The organism is Pseudomonas persica, assembly GCF_900291015.1.
In the GTDB taxonomy this organism is placed as follows: Bacteria; Pseudomonadota; Gammaproteobacteria; order Pseudomonadales; family Pseudomonadaceae; genus Aquipseudomonas.
On record NZ_OLKL01000003.1, the window covers coordinates 52,796 to 71,118 of the forward strand.

General features: G+C 61.8%; 17 protein-coding genes. 9 read left to right on the forward strand and 8 right to left on the reverse strand.

Features of this window, described 5'->3' with window-relative positions:
- Window positions 1-37 precede the first annotated feature (37 nt).
- On the reverse strand, window positions 38-904 hold the full coding sequence (gene hexR / locus FQ664_RS00270; protein ID WP_011536461.1) for a transcriptional regulator HexR: 867 nt from the start codon (window positions 902-904) through the stop codon (window positions 38-40).
- Between the two features lie 103 nt (window positions 905-1,007).
- Here hexR and zwf point away from each other — a divergent pair, with 103 nt between their 5' ends.
- The 5 genes from zwf to FQ664_RS00295 all read left to right on the forward strand — a co-directional run bounded on the left by zwf (window position 1,008) and on the right by FQ664_RS00295 (window position 6,678).
- Window positions 1,008-2,450, forward strand: a complete 1,443-nt coding sequence (zwf, locus tag FQ664_RS00275) for a glucose-6-phosphate dehydrogenase (RefSeq protein WP_144169949.1) — start codon at window positions 1,008-1,010, stop codon at window positions 2,448-2,450.
- 88 nt (window positions 2,451-2,538) lie between these two features.
- Window positions 2,539-2,853 (forward strand): hypothetical protein, encoded by a 315-nt coding sequence (locus tag FQ664_RS00280; RefSeq protein WP_144169950.1) that lies wholly within the window; start codon window positions 2,539-2,541, stop codon window positions 2,851-2,853.
- A 130-nt stretch (window positions 2,854-2,983) separates the two neighbouring features.
- Window positions 2,984-5,170: a DNA helicase II gene (gene uvrD, locus FQ664_RS00285; protein WP_144169951.1), complete on the forward strand. Its 2,187-nt coding sequence runs from the start codon at window positions 2,984-2,986 to the stop codon at window positions 5,168-5,170.
- Window positions 5,171-5,305: 135 nt separating this feature from the next.
- A complete protein-coding gene (locus FQ664_RS00290) occupies window positions 5,306-6,157 on the forward strand; it encodes a Tim44 domain-containing protein (RefSeq protein WP_144169952.1) in 852 nt (283 codons plus the stop codon).
- A 113-nt stretch (window positions 6,158-6,270) separates the two neighbouring features.
- Window positions 6,271-6,678, forward strand: a complete 408-nt coding sequence (locus FQ664_RS00295; RefSeq protein ID WP_144169953.1) for an SMI1/KNR4 family protein — start codon at window positions 6,271-6,273, stop codon at window positions 6,676-6,678.
- Between the two features lie 259 nt (window positions 6,679-6,937).
- Here the strand turns inward: FQ664_RS00295 and FQ664_RS00300 are convergent, their stop codons facing one another.
- A complete protein-coding gene (locus FQ664_RS00300) occupies window positions 6,938-8,698 on the reverse strand; it encodes a cation:proton antiporter (protein WP_144169954.1) in 1,761 nt (586 codons plus the stop codon).
- 343 nt (window positions 8,699-9,041) lie between these two features.
- Between FQ664_RS00300 and FQ664_RS00305 the strand changes: the two genes are divergently transcribed.
- Complete coding sequence (locus tag FQ664_RS00305; RefSeq protein ID WP_009683536.1) at window positions 9,042-9,527, forward strand: acyl-CoA thioesterase; 486 nt, start codon at window positions 9,042-9,044, stop codon at window positions 9,525-9,527.
- Here FQ664_RS00305 and pdxY read toward each other — a convergent pair.
- Window positions 9,524-10,396, reverse strand: a complete 873-nt coding sequence (pdxY, locus tag FQ664_RS00310; RefSeq protein WP_144169955.1) for a pyridoxal kinase PdxY — start codon at window positions 10,394-10,396, stop codon at window positions 9,524-9,526. The two genes, FQ664_RS00305 and pdxY, sit on opposite strands and share 4 nt — an antisense overlap.
- Window positions 10,397-10,516: 120 nt before the next feature.
- Here pdxY and FQ664_RS00315 point away from each other — a divergent pair, with 120 nt between their 5' ends.
- A complete protein-coding gene (locus FQ664_RS00315) occupies window positions 10,517-10,909 on the forward strand; it encodes a DUF3301 domain-containing protein (RefSeq protein ID WP_144170082.1) in 393 nt (130 codons plus the stop codon).
- Here FQ664_RS00315 and FQ664_RS00320 read toward each other — a convergent pair whose 3' ends face one another.
- Genes FQ664_RS00320 through zigA form a run of 3 tightly spaced genes read right to left on the reverse strand, consistent with a single transcriptional unit; the run spans window position 10,910 to window position 13,752 of the window.
- Entirely contained in the window at window positions 10,910-11,881 is a 972-nt protein-coding gene (locus FQ664_RS00320; protein ID WP_144169956.1) for a CobW family GTP-binding protein, read from the reverse strand.
- 39 nt (window positions 11,882-11,920) lie between these two features.
- The gene (locus tag FQ664_RS00325) at window positions 11,921-12,547 is read right to left on the reverse strand and encodes a DUF1826 domain-containing protein (protein ID WP_144169957.1); all 627 of its coding nucleotides are present in this window, start codon (window positions 12,545-12,547) and stop codon (window positions 11,921-11,923) included.
- The gene (zigA, locus tag FQ664_RS00330) at window positions 12,544-13,752 is read right to left on the reverse strand and encodes a zinc metallochaperone GTPase ZigA (RefSeq protein WP_144169958.1); all 1,209 of its coding nucleotides are present in this window, start codon (window positions 13,750-13,752) and stop codon (window positions 12,544-12,546) included. The genes FQ664_RS00325 and zigA overlap by 4 nt, the downstream gene beginning before the upstream one ends.
- A gap of 142 nt (window positions 13,753-13,894) precedes the next feature.
- Between zigA and folE2 the strand changes: the two genes are divergently transcribed.
- Entirely contained in the window at window positions 13,895-14,800 is a 906-nt protein-coding gene (gene folE2 / locus FQ664_RS00335; RefSeq protein WP_144169959.1) for a GTP cyclohydrolase FolE2, read from the forward strand.
- Here the strand turns inward: folE2 and FQ664_RS00340 are convergent.
- Window positions 14,784-15,311, reverse strand: a complete 528-nt coding sequence (locus FQ664_RS00340) for a DUF3617 domain-containing protein (RefSeq protein ID WP_015272374.1) — start codon at window positions 15,309-15,311, stop codon at window positions 14,784-14,786. The two genes, folE2 and FQ664_RS00340, sit on opposite strands and share 17 nt — an antisense overlap.
- A 132-nt stretch (window positions 15,312-15,443) precedes the next feature.
- On the opposite strand from FQ664_RS00340, the gene cls reads away from it, so the two are divergent.
- Window positions 15,444-16,883: a cardiolipin synthase gene (gene cls / locus FQ664_RS00345; protein ID WP_144169960.1), complete on the forward strand. Its 1,440-nt coding sequence runs from the start codon at window positions 15,444-15,446 to the stop codon at window positions 16,881-16,883.
- Between the two features lie 140 nt (window positions 16,884-17,023).
- Here the strand turns inward: cls and cfaB are convergent, their stop codons facing one another.
- Window positions 17,024-18,208, reverse strand: a complete 1,185-nt coding sequence (gene cfaB / locus FQ664_RS00350; protein ID WP_144169961.1) for a C17 cyclopropane fatty acid synthase CfaB — start codon at window positions 18,206-18,208, stop codon at window positions 17,024-17,026.
- Window positions 18,209-18,323: the final 115 nt, after the last annotated feature.

The window sequence follows — 18,323 nt, forward strand, 5'->3', positions numbered from 1 at the left end:
GGGTTCACCCGCGAAGGGCCAGTACAGGTTGCTGTGATCAGTCGTCGGTCGCCTTGATCGACTTGGGCGACAAACGCAGGCTGCGCAAGCTGCGCTTCACGCTCTTCAGGTGGTTGACCAGGCTCGGCCCGCGCGCCATGGCCACGCCCATGGCCAGCACGTCGATCACCACCAGGTGGGCGATACGCGAGGTCAGCGGGGTGTAGATTTCGGTGTCTTCATGCACGTCGATCGCCAGGTTGACCGTCGACAGCTCCGCCAGCGGTGTCTGGCTGGGGCAAAGGGTAATCAGGTTGGCACCGCTCTCACGGACCAGGTTGGCAGTGATCAGCAAGTCCTTGGAACGGCCCGACTGGGAAATGCACACCGCCACATCGCCTGGCTTCAGGGTCACCGCCGACATTGCCTGCATGTGTGGGTCGGAATAGGCTGCCGCGCTGAGCAGCAGGCGGAAGAACTTGTGCTGGGCATCAGCCGCCACCGCACCGGAGGCGCCAAAGCCATAGAACTCCACACGCTGCGCCTGGGCCATGGCGGTCACCGCCTGCTGCAGCGCTTGCGGGTCAAGGTGCTCGCGCACTTCCATCAGGGTGTGCAGGGTGGTGTCGAAGATCTTCAGGCTGTAATCGGCAACCGAATCGTCTTCATGGATGGCGAACTGACCGAAACTGGCCCCCGCGGCCAGGCTCTGCGCCAGCTTCAGCTTCAAGTCCTGGAAGCCCGAGCAACCGATCGCGCGGCAGAAACGCACGATGGTCGGTTCGCTGATACCCACGCTGTGCGCCAGGTCGGCCATGGAACTGTGCATGACGGCAGCCGGGTCTAGTAGCACGTGGTCGGCTACTTTGAGTTCCGATTTGCGCAGCAGGTGGCGCGATTGGGCGATATGTTGCAACAGATTCACGGGCTGGACTCGGTTATGATCGACTGGCCGGGTTGTAGCTTTCTTGTAGTTATACTACATGGACGCCAACCCGCCCAGTTAAACGAACGTGGAGAGTGGTGGTTTGACTATTCCTTGCGACATTCTGGTCTTCGGCGGCACCGGCGATCTGGCCCTGCACAAATTGCTTCCGGCGCTCTACCACCTGTTTCGCGAGGCCCGTCTTGACCCTGCCGTGCGAATCATCGCGCTGGCGCGACGCAACTTGCCACGTAACGATTATCTCAAGCTCGCCGAACGCCATTGCCGGGCGCAGATCGCCCGCAACGACTTCGACGAAGAGGTCTGGCAGCGGTTTTCCGCGCGGATCGACTATTTCGCCATGGATGCTTCGCAAAGCGCCGACTTCGGCCGACTGGCGCGCTACCTGGGCGAACCCGGCGGCTTGACGCGCATCTTCTACCTGGCCACCGCCCCCAACCTGTTCGTGCCGATTGCCAAGCACCTGCATAACGCCGGCCTGGCCGACGCCGAAGCGCGCATCGTGCTGGAAAAGCCGATCGGCCACTCGCTGGAATCGGCTACCGCCATCAACGAAGCGATTGGCGCAGTGCTGGAGGAAAACCAGGTATTCCGCATCGACCACTACCTGGGCAAGGAAACCGTGCAGAACCTGATGGCCCTGCGCTTTGCCAACGCCCTGCTGGAGCCGGTGTGGCGCAACAACCAGGTCGACCACGTGCAGATCAGCGTTTGCGAGACGCTGGGGGTAGAGAACCGCGGCGCCTACTACGACCGCGCCGGAGCGACCCGCGACATGCTGCAGAACCACCTGTTACAGCTGCTGTGCCTGGTGGCCATGGAGCCCCCCGCGCAGTTCGAGGCCGAAGCGGTGCGTGACGAGAAAGTGAAGATCCTGCGGGCCCTCAAGCCCATCACTGGCCAGGACGTGCAGGACAAGACCGTACGCGGCCAGTATGGCGCCGGGCACATTGGCGGCCAGGAAGTGCCGGCCTACTACTTCGAAAAGGACGTCGACAACGACAGCGACACCGAAACCTTCATCGCCATCGAGGCGCACGTCGACAACTGGCGCTGGGCGGGCGTGCCCTTCTACCTGCGCACCGGCAAGCGCATGGCACGGCGCTCATCGCAGATCGTCATCCAGTTCAAGCCGGTGCCCCACGAGCTGTTCAAGGGTGGCCAGGTCAACCAGCTGCTGATCCAGCTGCAACCGGATGAACGCATCAGCCTGCGCATGATGACCAAGAGCCCGGGCAAGGGCATGCGCCTGGAGCCGGTGGACCTGGACCTGAACCTGGCCCAGGTGTTCAGCCAGACGCGCCGCTGGGAGGCCTACGAGCGGCTGCTGCTGGATGTGCTGGAGGGCGACTCGACGCTGTTCATGCGCCGCGATGAAGTGGAAGCGGCCTGGGCGTGGATCGACCCGATCATCAAGGGCTGTGAAGAGCACTTCCAGGCGCCACGACCGTACCCGGCAGGCAGCAACGGGCCGGAGCAAGCCAACAGCCTGCTCGCCAGGCATGGCAGGCACTGGCATAGCTGAAGCACTGCCCTGCTCCCGTGGCAGGTGAAAGGGCAGAAAGTAGCCCCTGCGCGCTTGCGCTACTTTCAACCCGAGACAGGAGCGGACAATGGCCACTATCGCCAACCTCGTTGCAATCAATGACATCGCCAACGGTAAGCAGGTTTTCAGGGTTCACGGCACCGTTACGGTCGGCTGCCCGGCCATCGAGCCGGTACTGGTCGAACCCAAGGTGCGCCACAGGGGGGGCTGGGAAGTGCTGGAGCTTCAACTGCTCGATAGCGGCGCTATCACCCCGCAAGTGCTGACGGAAAAAACCGTGGTGTTCGAACGTGCAGGCGGCACGCCCTGGAAAACCGTGCAAATCATTCATGCCGACAGTTCGCAGCGCTGCGAAATACGCAACATAGAGGCGCTTGACTGAGCCGCTGATGGCCAGGTCGCCGGAGTGACGACCTGGCACCTGCCATCGGCTCGATGAACGGGCATGCGGCAGGTGAATATTTATACAGTAGAGGTTTGCCCCATTTCCTGCCGCGCCCTAGAATGGCCCGATGCGCACAGACGACCTCTCCCTCCTGCTGAATTCCCTCAACGATGCCCAACGCCAGGCCGTAGCGGCCACGCTCGGGCGTCAACTGGTGCTTGCTGGCGCCGGTTCCGGTAAAACCCGCGTGCTGGTGCACCGCATTGCCTGGCTGATCCAGGTGGAGCAGGCATCGCCGCACTCGATCCTGTCGGTGACCTTCACCAACAAGGCCGCAGCAGAAATGCGCCAGCGGATCGAGCAACTGCTGGGCATCAACCCGGCGGGCATGTGGGTCGGCACCTTCCACGGCCTGGCCCATCGCCTGCTGCGGGCCCACTGGCAGGAAGCACGGCTGGTGCAGAACTTCCAGATCCTCGACAGCGACGACCAGCAGCGCCTGATCAAGCGGGTGATGCGCGAGCTGGGCCTGGACGAGCAGAAGTGGCCGGCACGCCAGGCCCAGTGGTTCATCAACGGGCAGAAGGACGAAGGCCTGCGCCCGCAGCATATCCAGGCCGGGGGCGACCTGTTCCTGTCGACCATGCGCGACGTGTATACCGCCTACGAGCAGGCCTGCGAGCGCGCCGGGGTCATCGACTTCTCCGAGCTGCTGCTGCGCGCCCTGGACCTGTGGCGCGACCACCCGGGCCTGCTGGAGCACTACCAGCGGCGCTTCCGCCACGTGCTGGTGGACGAATTCCAGGATACCAACGCCGTGCAGTACGCCTGGCTGCGCCTGCTGGCGCGCGGCGGTGACAGCCTGATGGCGGTGGGCGATGACGACCAGTCGATCTACGGCTGGCGCGGTGCCAAGATCGAGAACATTCACCAGTACACTGCCGACTTCCCCGACGCCGAAATGATCCGCCTGGAGCAGAACTACCGCTCCACCGGCGGCATCCTCAAGGCGGCCAACGCGCTGATCGCCAACAATAGCGGGCGCCTGGGCAAGGAGCTGTGGACCGACATGGGCGAAGGCGAACCGCTGACCCTGTACGCGGCCTACAACGAGCACGACGAAGCGCGCTACGTGGTGGAAACCATCGAGAGCCTGGTCAAGCAGGGCAATGCGCGCAACGAGATTGCCATCCTGTACCGTTCCAACGCCCAGTCGCGGGTGCTCGAAGAAGCCCTGCTGCGCGAACGCATCCCCTACCGCATCTACGGTGGCCAGCGCTTCTTCGAGCGCGCCGAAATCAAGAACGCCATGGCCTACCTGCGGCTGATCGAAGGCCGTGGCAACGATGCCGCCCTGGAGCGGGTGATCAACGTGCCGCCACGTGGCATTGGCGAGAAAACCGTCGAAGCCATCCGCGAGCACGCCCGCCACAGCCAGCTGTCGATGTGGCAGGCCATGTGCCAACTGCTCGCCGCCAAAGCCCTGAAAGGCCGCGCCGCCAGTGCTCTGGGGGCGTTCATCGAGCTGATCGAGGGGCTGGCTGCCAAGGTCGTGGACATGCCACTGCATACCATGACCCAGACCACCATCGAGCAGTCCGGGCTGATCATCTATCACCAGGAAGAAAAGGGTGAAAAGGGCCAGGCACGGGTAGAAAACCTTGAGGAACTGGTCAGCGCAGCACGCAACTTCGAGTCCACCGACGAAGACGCCGATCTATCGCCACTCTCGGCGTTCCTCGGCCATGCCTCGCTCGAGGCAGGCGATGCCCAGGCCGACGAGCATGAAGACAGCGTGCAGTTGATGACCTTGCACAGCGCCAAGGGCCTGGAATTCCCGTATGTGTTCCTGGTAGGCATGGAAGAAGGCCTGTTCCCGCACAAGATGAGCCTGGAAGAGCCTGGCCGTCTGGAAGAGGAACGCCGCCTGGCTTATGTGGGCATCACCCGCGCCATGCGCCAGCTGGTCATGACCTACGCCGAAACGCGTCGCCTGTATGGCAGCGAGACCTACAACAAGGTGTCACGTTTCGTACGCGAAATTCCGGCGGGGCTGATTCAGGAAGTGCGCCTGTCCAACAGCGTCAGCCGCCCGTTCGGCGGGACCAAGACGGCCACGAACAGCAACCTGTTCGCCAATGCCAGCATTCCGCAGACCGCGTTCAACCTGGGCCAGCGTGTGCAGCATGCGGTATTCGGCGAAGGCGTGATCCTCAACTTCGAAGGCTCCGGCGCCCAGGCGCGGGTGCAGGTGAATTTTGCCGAAGGCAGCAAGTGGCTGATGCTGGGTTATGCCAAGCTCGAGGCCATCTAAATGCCTGCGCGGTCCCTTGTAGGAGCGGCCTTGTAACATTCAGGCAAAAGCTCGAAACATTATGTCGCTGGTCATGTGCCCGGGAACCTGTGCACCATGACGCGCGTGCAATCCACAACAGGGGATATCCCACTTATGCAACGTTTTCTTAGCATCGCTCTGGCGCTCTGCGTCGGCCTGACGCTGAGCCTGGACGCCAACGCCAAGCGTTTTGGCGGCGGCAAGAGCTCGGGCTCCGCGCCTATTCACCAGACCCGCCAGGCCACGCCAACCACGCCTGCCGCCGCGCCGACCGCACCTGGCCGTGCAGCCCCGGCAGCCAGCGGTGCTTCGCGCTGGCTGGGCCCGCTGGCCGGCCTCGCCGCCGGTGGCCTGCTGGCGTCCATGTTCATGGGCGACGGTTTCGAAGGCTTCCAGATCATGGACTTCCTGATCGTGGCGCTCATCGCCTTCCTGGTGTTCCGCTTCATCGCCGCGCGCCGTCGCCAGCAGCAGCCGCAAATGGCCATGCCGGGCCATGCACCGATGCACCGTGAAGCTCACGCCCAGCCTGCCCAGCCGTCGATCTTCGGTGGTTCGGCCGCGCCTGCCGCCGCCGCCCCGGTGATCAACGCCCCGGCCTGGTTCAACGAGCAGAACTTCCTGGCTGCCGCCCGTAACCACTTCCAGGCGCTGCAGCAGCACTGGGACGCCAACGAGATGGACAAGATCGCCGAGTTCGTCACCCCGCAGATGCTCGAGTTCCTCAAGCGCGAGCGCGCTGAACTGGGTGATGGCTTCCAGTCCACCTACATCGACAACCTCGATGTGCAGCTGGACGGTGTCGACGACCGCGCCGACCGCACCGACGCCACCCTGACCTTCCGTGGCCTGTCGAAAAACTCGCGCTTCGACCAGGGCGAGGTGTTCAGCGAAAGCTGGCACATGGTCCGCGCCCAGGGCGAAAACCAGCCTTGGCTGGTGGCCGGTATCCGTCAAAACGGCTAACCGCTGCGTGCTGCACAAAAAACCCCGGGCCTGTCCCGGGGTTTTGCTTTTGCCAGAGTGGCCTACTAGGGTATAACGCGCAGCGTTGTCATCTAGGTCAGAGGAAGCAAACCGTGGAAGAAGTGATCGAACAACTCCGTGAAGCCAATGAGCCAGTACCGGTGCCCCTTGAGCTTCCCGACGAGGACCAGCTGGTCGAGATCGAAGAAGAGCTGTTCATCAACATTCCGTTCGTGTTCAAAGAGTTCCTGCTGACCGTCAGTGACGTGGTGTATGGCTCGCTGGAGCCGGTGACCGTTACCGACCCACAGTCGCATACCTACCTGCCCGACGTCGCCGCCAACGCCTGGGATGCCGGCGTGCCGCGTGACCTGATTCCGCTGTGCCAGGACGGCGACAACTACTATTGCGTCGAAGAAGACGGCACCGTGGTGCTGTGGGATGCCGAAGAGGAAATCGTCGGCGAAGACAGCTGGGAATCGGTGTGGCACTGGGCGCGGGATGTCTGGCTGGAGAGCTGATTTCAACCTCCAGTTTGATGCTGCCTGTGCCGGCCTCTTCGCGGGTAAACCCGCTCCCACAGGGACTGCACAGGTGCTGATCATTGTGTAGTCCTGTGGGAGCGGGTTTACCCGCGAAAAGGCCGGCACAGGAATAGAAAATTTATGGCTCAGTGCCATCAATGTAGTTAAAATCGCCAGGCTTTCTGCGCCTGGCGACATCGCTACCGCTCCATCCCCTCGGACGACGGTGAAATCTTGCGCAGGGAGCAAGCCTCCTTCAGTGCGTATTCTCGCGGCTGTTCTCCAGCGTCTCCAGCAAGGCAATCTGCATGCGCGTATGCACGCGGATAAACCAGCGCCACAGCAAGGCCACCACCACCGCAGCCACCACGGCAATCACCAGCAGCAGCTCGCTGGTCGGCAGAATGCTCGCCGACAGCGCCGACAGCAGCAGGAAAATCACCAGCAACGACAACAGCGGGATCACCTCGGCAATCACACGGCGCACGCGCTGGGTATGCCGCCCGGCCATTTCCGGCTTGACGCCCAGCTCCGCCAGCAGCATCGACAGCGCCTTGAGCTTGCGATAGGCAGCAATCAGGAACGGCAGCGACAGCAATAACGCTGCCCCCCAGATCAGCGCTTTCTGCTGGCTGGCATCGCTGACCCACTCGCTGAGCCAGTTGCCGATACGCCCGGCGAAGTAGCCACCACTGAAGAAGATGGCGATCACCAGCGCCAGGTTCACCCCCACCTGCAACAGGATGCGCCGGATCATCGCCGCCAGCATGGCGCCCTCGCCCTGCGGCTGGATGCTGCGCAACCATTCGCCATACAACGACAGCACCCGTGCCAGGCGGCTGGGCACTACCTTGCCCAGCTTGAGCGACAGCGGGTCGGCGGCACGGATCAGGTAGGGTGTCAGCAGCGTGGTGATTGCCGATACCGCCACAGCCACCGGGTAGAGGAAGTCGCTGGTCACCTGCAGGGTCATGCCCAGCGCGGCGATGATGAAGGAAAACTCGCCAATCTGCGAAAGCCCCATGCCCACCCGCAGCGATGTGCGCCCGTCATTGCCGGCAATGAACGCGCCCATGCCGCACGAGAGCATCTTGCCCAACACCACCGCCAGGGTAATGACCATGATCGGCCAGGCGTAGTCGATCAGCACCTGGGGGTCGATCATCAGGCCGATGGCGACGAAGAAGATGGCGCTGAACAGGTCGCGTACCGGTTCGATCAGGCTCTCGATCTTCAGCAACTGGCGCGATTCAGCCATGATCGCGCCAATCAGGAAGGCGCCAAGCACCATGCTGTATTCCAGCTTCACCACCAGCAGGCAGAAGCCGAAGCACAGTCCCAATACGGTAATCAGCAACATCTCGTTGCTTTCGAATTTGGCCACGTAGGCCAGCAGCCGCGGCACCAGCAGGATGCCGATGACCAGCGCGACGATCATGAACAGCGACAGCTTGCCGACAGTGGAGAACACTTCGCTCGAGCTGACCGTGCCGCTGACGGCGATGCCCGACAACAGGGCAATGATGCCGATGCCGAGGATGTCCTCGACGATCAGCACGCCGAAGATCAACTGGGCGAAACGCTCGTTCTTCATCTTCAGGTCGTTGAGCGCCTTGACGATGATGGTGGTCGAGGAAATTGCCAGGATGGCACCGAGGAACAATGAATCCATGGTGTTCCAGCCGAACCAGCGGCCGATCTCGAAGCCGATCCAGATCATCAGCACGATTTCCAGAAACGCCGCGATGAACGCCGTGGCGCCTACCTTGAACAGCTTGCGCAGGCTGAACTCGAGCCCCAGGCAGAACATCAGGAAGATCACCCCCAGCTCGGCGAGGATCTTGATGGTGTCTTCGTCGTGGATCAGACCGAACGGAGGGGTGTGCGGGCCGATGATGAAGCCGGCGACGATGTAGCCCAGCACCACGGGTTGCTTGAAGCGGTGAAAGAGAACGGTGACCACGCCAGCAACCAGCATGATGACTGCCAGGTCCTGGATGAAGCTGATGGCATGCATGGCGTGATACTCCTTTTCTCGTCCGGTGCTGGATGCCTGGGCAGACCGCTCCTCTGCCAAGGCAACCCTGAGCGAGCAGCAAGTACATACTGTTTTGAATGCAGAAAAAGCCCATGTTGCATGGGTGTAGTCAGGTTAACATCGCCCCCCACCGCAAAAAGGCGGTGCAATATGCAGAAACAGATCGGCTGGAAAAGCGCCGCTGATGGCATGATCGGCGTGACGATGGAGCGTCAGCCAACGTCCCGTACCAGGAAGGCAAATTCAAAAGAGGGGAACACAAGTGTCTGCAGATAATGCCCCCTGTTCGCCCGATTCCGCGCAACCTCACCGTGAGCACACTATGGAACCTGGAAACGCCCAGCTGAGCATGACCGTCCTGATGACCCCGGACATGGCCAACTTTTCTGGCAACGTACATGGCGGCACCCTGCTCAAGTACCTCGACGAAGTGGCCTATGCGTGCGCCAGCCGCTATGCCGGCAGCTATGTGGTTACCCTGTCGGTCGACCAGGTGATCTTCCGCGAGCCGGTGCACGTGGGTGAACTGGTGACCTTCCTGGCGTCGGTCAACTACACCGGCAACACCTCGATGGAGGTGGGCATCAAGGTGGTGACCGAGAACATCCGCGAGCGCTCGGTGCGCCATTCCAACAGCTGCTTCTTCACCATGGTCGCGGTCGACGACAACCGTCGCCCGGTGCCGGTGCCACCACGCCAGCCGCAAAGCAGCGAAGAAAAGCGCCGCTTCCTGCAGGGCCAGCAGCGCCGGCAGATTCGCCAGGAACTGGAAAAACGCTACCAGGACCTGAAAACCGACGCCATTTAAAGCGCCAGCAGCTGTGCCTCGAAGCGCACCCGTGGGTGCGCGATGCGGTCCTGGGCCCGCACCAGTTGCAACTCGTAGCTGGCGCAGGCCTGAGTTTCCAGCAGCACTTCGTGCACGGCCGCAGCGGTGAATTCGAACGCCTGCACCCAGCTGTCGCCGAGCAGCACGCGGGCCAGGAACAGGCCTGAGGTCAGGTCACCCACCCCCACCGGCTGGCGCGGGAACGCCAGCAGCGGGCGGCGCAGGTGCCAGCTGTGCTCGGCGGTCACCAGCAGCATCTCGAACTGGTCCTCGGTACGCCCGGGGTAGGCCAGGTGCTTGACCAGCACCACCTGCGGCCCACGCTGCAGCAGGCTGCGCGCCATGTTCACACAGTCCTCCAGCGACTGCGCCCGGCGCCCACAGAAGCTGTCCAGCTCCAGCTGGTTGGGGCACAGGATGTCAGCCCTGGCGGCCGCCTCGTCGAGCAGGAACTCACTGACTTCCGCTGGCACGATGCAACCCTTCTCCGGGTGCCCCATGACCGGGTCGCAAAGGTACAAAGCCTTTGGGTTCACCGCCTTGATTCGCTCGACGCCGGCCAGAATCGCCCGCCCTTGTTCGGCACTGCCCAGGTAACCGGACAGCACCGCGTCGCAGTGGCCCAGCTCGCCGATGTTGGAAATGCCTTCCACCAACGCAGGAATTTGCGCCGGGGCAAGCACTTCACCCGCCCACTGGCCATACTGTGTGTGATTGGAGAACTGCACGGTATTGAGCGGCCACACATTGACCCCGATACGCTGCATGGGAAATGCCGCAGCGCTGTTGCCGGCGTGGCCGAACACCACATGGGACTGGATGGCGAGCAGGTGCGGGGTACGTTTCATGCGGGAGGTTTCCAAAGCTGTTTCAGGGATTGTGCGCAGCGCAGTATGAACTCGATTGCCACCTGTACGACAGGCCAGGGACGCAGTTAAGCTGGATCGACCTGTTTGGAGCATATGCAAATGTTGACCCTGGAGAACCTCTTCGTCCTGATGCTGATAGCCACGGCAGGCGCCTGGTTGTGGCACAACCATGGGTTGCGCGAAAAAGCCCTGGAGCGGGTCAAACAGCATTGCGCCAAGCTCGACCTCGAACTGCTCGACGATGCGGTCGCCCTCAAGCGTATTGCCTTTGTCCGTGACGCCAACGGCCGCAAACGCCTGGCGCGTGTCTACGCCTTCGAGTTCACTGTCACCGGCGAGCAGCGCCACCCTGGTACCGTGACCCAGTTCGGTGCCCACAGCATGCAGATCGAGCTGGCGCCCTATCCCTTCGAAATCAAGACCCCACCGCGCGCCGACAATGTCATCGAGATGCAGCAGTGGCGCCAGGAGCACAACCGCTGGCGCAACTGATCAGCTGACGCGGCATTCGCTCAACCCGGCTTGCAGTGCGGATTGCGATTGCGGTTGATCGAAAATCAGCTCGATGCGGGTATCCCTGCGCCAGTCGCAGGGCTGCCAGGCGGGCATGTCCCCATTCAGGCCATTGAACGATTGCCAACCCTCCACACTGTGGATAACCCCTTTGGCGCGCCGCCATGGCCAGGCACGCAAGAACGCCTGCAGCCGCTGTGGATAAAACTGCTGGCCGGGATGCCAGCGCCAGCCGATGCTCCAACCTCCCTCTCCCTGCTGGGCAAGACAGATCGGCTGGCCGGGGTCCGCCCAGAGCGCTGCCGGGGGATTTACAAGATTGTCGACAATCCTGTTATCCACAAACGCGCTGTCGACAATGCCCGCTGGTACCGTCGGAAGGTCCGACAAGGGCAGCTCCCCTTGGACGGCCCAGAACACTTTCTTTCCATATAACTTATTACTTATCAACAACTTAGAATATTCATCCACAGCCTCCGACTTGTTGAAAACAACGCTTTCAGAAGCATCGAGCGCCTGCTGTTGAGCCTCCGGAAGCCGCTCGTTCCGGATCATCGACTGCACATCCACGACCATCAGCAATGGCTGTATTGTCAGCACTCCAGCCCAAGGGGCTTGTTGCAACTGCGCGAGCAACTGCAACGGATGACCCAGCCCGGACGGCTCGATCAACAACCGGTCAGGCCGGGATTTACGCAGCAGCCGGCCCAGGCCCACCTGGAACGGCATGCCATTGACGCAGCACAGGCAGCCACCTGCGACCTCGCCGATGGCGATACCGTCTTCGTCACGGCTGAGCAAGGCGGCATCCAGCCCTACCAGGCCGAATTCGTTGATCAATACAGCCCAGCGCTCATTGGCCGGGCGCTGGGCCAGCAGATGACGGATCAGGGTGGTCTTGCCGGCTCCCAGCGGGCCGGCAATCACGTGGGTGGGAATGTTCTGCAGCATCGGTGGCTTCAGGCAGTGGTAATGCCTCACTATGCGCCGTCAGGCCAGCCAGTCAAGGCTGAGCAACAAGCGCCCCTGCTGCCCCGAGGGCGAACGATGCACCAATCCTGCACCTTCGTTGCCCTGCCACTTCTCACCTTTGAGCACCGCCACATCGCCAGCTTGTAAGTGCATGATGTTATCCACAGATGGTATCGCTGTGTGTAACTCACCGCGCTGACTGGTGTGCTCTTGCAACCACTCGCTGCCCGGGCCGGTATAGGTGGTGAGCAGACGCAGCGGCACGTTATCCACATGAAAGCGCGGGCACATGGGGCCAGCCAGGACCTGCAGGCGCAAACCGACCCGCCGCGCCCCCACCAGACAGGTATAGGCCGCCACCAGCCAAGCCACATCGGCCACGAATGCCTCGTAGCCGTGCAAGTCCGCAGCTTCGCGCAACAACTCGGTCAATACCGGCATGTGCTGCTCGTCCACATCGATGACGCGCTGGTCTGCCAAGGGCTGGCCAAGGCTGACCACCAGCGCGGCAAAATCCTCCAGTTGCGGCGGCAAACGTCGGCGCCATACCGCCAGGTTCACGCCGTCCTGCAGCACTTCGGTCAGCACCTGCGGTGTCTCGCCGAACACCTGGAAGATATCCACAGGCTGGCGTGCGGGGTTCATGCTGCCGCCTCCTCAAGCCATGGGCCGAACGGATCGGGTAGGCGCAACCAACCCATGTGCCCCAAGTCCATTTCCTGATCGGTCAACAGGCACGCATCGAGTGCTGTGGATAATTTTGCGAAGTCGATATTCTGCCCGATGAACACCAGTTCCTGGCGGCAGTCACCGCTCTCGGCAGCCCAGTTTTTCAAGATCGCAGCGGTATTATCCACATCCTGTGGCCACTGCTCGCGCGGCACGAAGCGCCACCAGCGGCCCGCCAGGCCATGGCGCATCATGCCACCCGCCTGCGACCAGCTACCGGCCTCCTGGTACTTGCTGGCCAACCAGAAAAACCCTTTCGAGCGCAGCAGGCGGCCATTGCTCCAGGGCGTGTTGATAAAGTCGAAAAAGCGCTGTGGATGAAACGGGCGCCGGGCCTGCCAGGTGGTGGCGGCAATGCCGTACTCTTCGGTTTCCGGCACATGCTCACCGCGCAACTCCTGCAGCCAGCCCGGTGCCTGGGCAGCCTGGTCGAAGTCGAACAGACCGGTGTCGAGGATGCGCGCCAGCGGCACCTGGCCCATGACCATGGGCACGATTTGCGCCCGGGAATTGAGGCTGCGCAGAATGGCCATGAGCTCTTCGCGCTCGTGCTGGCTGATCAGGTCGATCTTGCTCAGTAACAGCACATCGGCGAACTCGACCTGTTCGATCAGCAAGTCACTGATCGAGCGCTCGTCCTCCTCACCCAGGGTTTCGCCACGGCTGGCCAGGCTGTCTGCTGCCTGGTAATCACGCAGGAAGTTCAGGCCATCGACCACGGTGACCATGGTGTCCAGCCGCGCCATGTCGGACAGGCTGCGGCCCTGTTCGTCGCGGAAGGTGAAGGTCTCGGCCACTGGCAGTGGCTCCGAGATCCCCGTGGACTCGATCAGCAAATAATCGAAACGCCCCTCTTCGGCCAGCCGTGCCACTTCCTCGAGCAGGTCTTCACGCAGCGTGCAGCAGATGCAGCCATTGCTCATCTCCACCAGCTTCTCCTCAGCACGGTTAAGGCTGACGTTTCGCTGCACCTCGCTGGCGTCGATGTTGATTTCGCTCATGTCGTTGACGATGACCGCAACCCGCAGGTTGTCGCGGTTACGCAGCACATGGTTGAGCAATGTGCTCTTGCCGGCGCCAAGGAAGCCGGACAGCACGGTGACAGGGAGACGGTTGGACATGGCGAAACCTCTTCAGGCGAGCGCATTCGAAACGATGCATTGCACAATGTTATAAAGTAACAATACAATTTCGCCAAGCCGTTCTTGACGGACGAGTGCCCACCGGGGTGAAAAAATGACTCCCTTCTGTTTGGAATGCCAGATGACCCAGCTCAAGCTCCCCGACATTGCCGCACAAACCCAGGAATATGCCTTGCCTTTGAACTGGGTGGGTATGTGCGGGATCGCCCAACTTGTGCAGTTCGAAGGGCGCACAGCGGCTGCCACTGTCGATGCCGGCGTTAACCTGGTAGACGGCAGCTCACGCGGTATCCATATGTCGCGGCTTTATCTTGCCCTGGAGACCTTGGAGCACCAGCCCCTGACCCCGCTCGCCATCCGCCAGCTGCTGGCTGACTTCCTCAGCAGCCACGCAGGCCTTTCTTCCGCGGCCTATCTGCGTCTGCGCTTCGAGCATCTGCTGAAAAGGCCTGCCTTGATCAGCCCGCTGGAGGGTTGGAAAAGCTATGCCGTCACCGTCGATGCAAGGATCGAAAATGAAATGTTCCACGTGGAACTATCCGTTTCCGTACCTTACTCTTCGACCTGCCCGTGCTCGGCGGCACTTGCAAGGCAGTTGATTCAGCAGCAGTTCCAGATGCATTTCAGCGCTGAGCAGGTCGACAAACCTGCAGTGCTGCAGTGGCTGGGCAGCGCCGAAGGCATCGTAGCGACGCCCCATAGCCAACGTAGTAGCGCGCAAATCCAGGTAAGGCTGCGCAACAATCAGCAGGTACTGCCAATCACCGAACTGATCGACCGCGTAGAAGCCAGCCTGGGGACAGCGGTACAGACCGCAGTGAAGCGCGCAGACGAACAAGCGTTTGCCTTGGCCAACGGCCAGAACCTGATGTTCTGCGAAGACGCCGCACGACGCCTGCATAAGGCGCTACGGCAAATAGAATGGAGCACGGCCTTCAAGCTGCGCGTGGAACATGCAGAAAGCCTGCATGCCCACGACGCTGTCGCCACCAGCCAGTGGCAATGGGATGTCAGCTGCGCGGCTTGACCGAACCGCAGTCATTACCCAGCCATACGGCACGGGTGTTCATGCTGCCTTGCTGCTGCACACCCGAAGCATTGAACGTGCCATTGACCTGTGTGGTGAATTCCCGGTCACTGAGGAAAGTCGCTTGGCCACTACCCTGTGCTTTGGGGCAGCTGAACTGGAACTTCCACACATTGCCGGTGCGGTCGGTGATTTTCTGGGTACAACCTGACTTCGGGTCCTGCAGCGGGATATCGTTGGTTGCCACCTGTTCTGGCGTCAGGCACGAGCGCACCCCCTTACCCCCAACAGTCACCCCCTGTTTGGCCAGCACCCCTTCCATCATCGCACGCTGCTCCGGCGGCAGGTTCTTCAACTGGCCGAGCATGAACTCCATATCGGGTAACGGCTTGCCATCGACCTGCATGTTGCTGGTGGTCAGCTCCCACAAGCCTGGCTGCAGCATCTGGGCATGCACCAGCGGGCTGCTCACACCTAGGGCCAACGCCAACAGTGGCAGACGAATCTTCATGGACGAACGCTCCTGGAAAAAAGCCGGCCAAGCGGGCCGGGCTGAGCCTTAGACGCCAAATCCACCTGCAGGTTGCAAGGCGGACCGGGAACGTGTTCTGTTACCCAAGTGTACTCGGCAAGCAGGATGCATATGGACTACCACAGCCCCTACTTCTTCGGTTATCTACTCGGCCTGGTTCACCTGCTGGGTATCGTCGCCGCCCTGCACGCACTGTTCACCGTGCGTACTGCCCAGGGCGCAATCGCCTGGGCCATGCCGTTGTTCTTCATCCCCTACCTCACGCTGATCCCTTACCTGATCTTCGGTGCCCGCTCGTTCTATGCCTACATCAAGGCCCGGCGTCAGGCCAACCAGGAAATGCACGTGGCCATGGCCAACCTCAACTGGCGGCCTTGGGTAGAAGAAGCCCTCACCGCCCGCGAGTCGGAAAGCTATGCGGCCCTGCGCGCCCTGCCCAAGCTCGGGCGCATGCCCTGCCTGGCCAACAACCAGGTGAAGCTCCTGATCAATGGCAAGGCGACATTCGATGCCATCTTCACTGCCATCGAAAAAGCCCGCGACGTGGTGCTGGTACAATTCTTCATCATCCATGACGACGGCCTTGGCAAAGCGCTGCAGCAACTGCTGCTGCGCAAGGCCGCCGAGGGGGTTCAGGTGTTCGTGCTGTACGACCGCGTCGGCAGCCATGCCTTGCCGGCCAGCTACAGCCAGCTGCTGCGTGACGGTGGTGTACAGATCCATGCCTTCGCTACCCGTCGTGGCTGGTTCAACCGCTTCCAGGTGAACTTCCGCAACCACCGCAAGATCGTGGTGGTAGATGGCCTGCTCGGCTTCATCGGCGGGCACAACGTGGGCGATGAGTACCTCGGTGGCCACCCGCAGCTCTCACCCTGGCGTGACACCCATGTGCAGATCAGCGGGCCGGTGCTAGCCTGCCTGCAGGAGTCGTTCGCCGAGGACTGGTACTGGGCCACGCGCCAGCTACCGCCGCTGATCCTGCCGGACGCCTACCCGGATAACGGCGTGCTATGCCAGGCCTTGGCCAGCGGCCCGGCCGACCCACAGGAAACCTGCTCGCTGTTCTTCCTTGAGGCGATCCATTCAGCCACCCGGCGCGTGTGGATCACCAGCCCGTACTTCATCCCCGACGAAGCGGTGTTCGCCGCGTTGCGCCTGGCGGTACTGCGTGGGGTCGATGTTCGTGTGCTGATCCCGTCACGCCCAGACCATCGTATCGTCTATGCCGCCTCCAGCCTGTTCGCCTTCGAAGCGGTACGTGCGGGTGTACGCATGTTCCGCTACCAACCGGGCTTCCTGCATCAAAAGGTGGTGCTGGTGGATGACGATGTCAGCGCGATCGGCAGTGCCAACCTGGACAACCGCTCGTTCCGCCTGAACTTCGAGATCACCCTGCTGACGGTCGACCGCGGCTTCGCCGACCAGGTCGAGAACATGCTGATCAATGACTTTGAACAGGCACGGGAAATTACTGCGGAGGACAGCCGCGATACCCATCGGCTGCAGCAACTGGGGATGCGGATTGCGCGGCTGATTTCGCCTATCCTCTGATGCGTGGCGCCCCTCGCTGGCTTTCTCGGACCTTGTGGGAGCGGGTTTACCCGCGAAGACGTCAGTGGCTGTACCGACGCATTCTCGGGCAAACCCGCTCCCACAGGGTATGGTGTCGCGCTTGTTTGCTTTGTAGCAATTCAGCGATACAGATCTTCGCGCGTCCAGGGCAGGTCATGATGACCATCGGCGTAGGGCTTCACGGCCAGTATCTGGTGCAGGTTGATCCAGCCCTTCTGGAAGGCATAGGCACACCCGGCCAGGTACAGGCGCCAGATGCGCAAGGTCTTCTCGGGTACCAGTGCCGCCGCCTTGTGCAACTGGTTCTCCAGGTTTTCGCTCCAGTGGTGCAAGGTCTTGGCGTAGTGCAAACGCAGGCTTTCCACGTCGACCACCTCCAGCCCCGCTTCACAGATGCTGGCACTGATCATCGACAGGTGCGGCAGCTCGCCATGGGGGAATACATAGCGGTCGATGAAGTCGCCAGCGCCACGCCCGACCGGGCGGCCATCGACATGCTTGGCGGTGATGCCGTGGTTCATCACCAGGCCCCCTTCCCTCACGGCACCGAACAACTTCTGGCTATACAGCGCCAGGTTGGCATGCCCGACATGCTCGAACATGCCAACGCTGACAACCTTGTCGAAGCGGCCATCCTGAGGCAGGTCGCGGTAGTCGAGAATCTGCAAGTCGATCCTGTCGGCCAACCCCTCTGCCTTGACGCGCTCGCGGCCGAGCTTGAGCTGCTCCTTGCTCAAGGTGATACCAAACACCTTGGCGCCATATTCGCGAGCAGCGAAACGCGCCAGGCCACCCCAGCCACAACCTACGTCGAGCAGGTAGTCGCCGGCGTCCAGCCGCAGTTTGCGGCACAGATGATCGAACTTGTCCTGCTGTGCCTGATCCAGGGTGTTGTCCGGCTCGCGGAAGTAGGCGCACGAGTAGGCCATGTCCTGATCCAGCCAGAGCTGATAGAACGCGTTGGAAACATCGTAATGGTAGGAAATGGCTTTGGCGTCGGTGCTCTTGTCATGGGCCCGCCGCTGCGGTGGGGTGTCGTCCTCATCGGTCAGTAGCGCTTCGCTCAGCTCATCGCATACGCGGATGGCTTCACCAATATCGCCTTCCAGCTCCAGCTTGCCTTCGACGAATGCCGTGCCCAGCTGGTCCATGCTCGGGTGGCTCAACTGGCTGATCAACTGCGGCTCCTTGACCAGGATGGTGACCTGCGGGCTAGGCCCCAGATCGAACTGGTTACCGTCCCACAGTTTCAGCCGCAGCGGCAGATGCAGGCTCTGCAATGCCGGTGGAAGTTGCGCAAGCATGAACGACCCTCCTGTCCGTATTTGGCCACGACGCCTGATATTTCGAACGTCGCCGGATCAGAGTAGTTCATTCGTGGGATGTTTCCTCTAAACGAGACCATGGTCTAGAACCAAC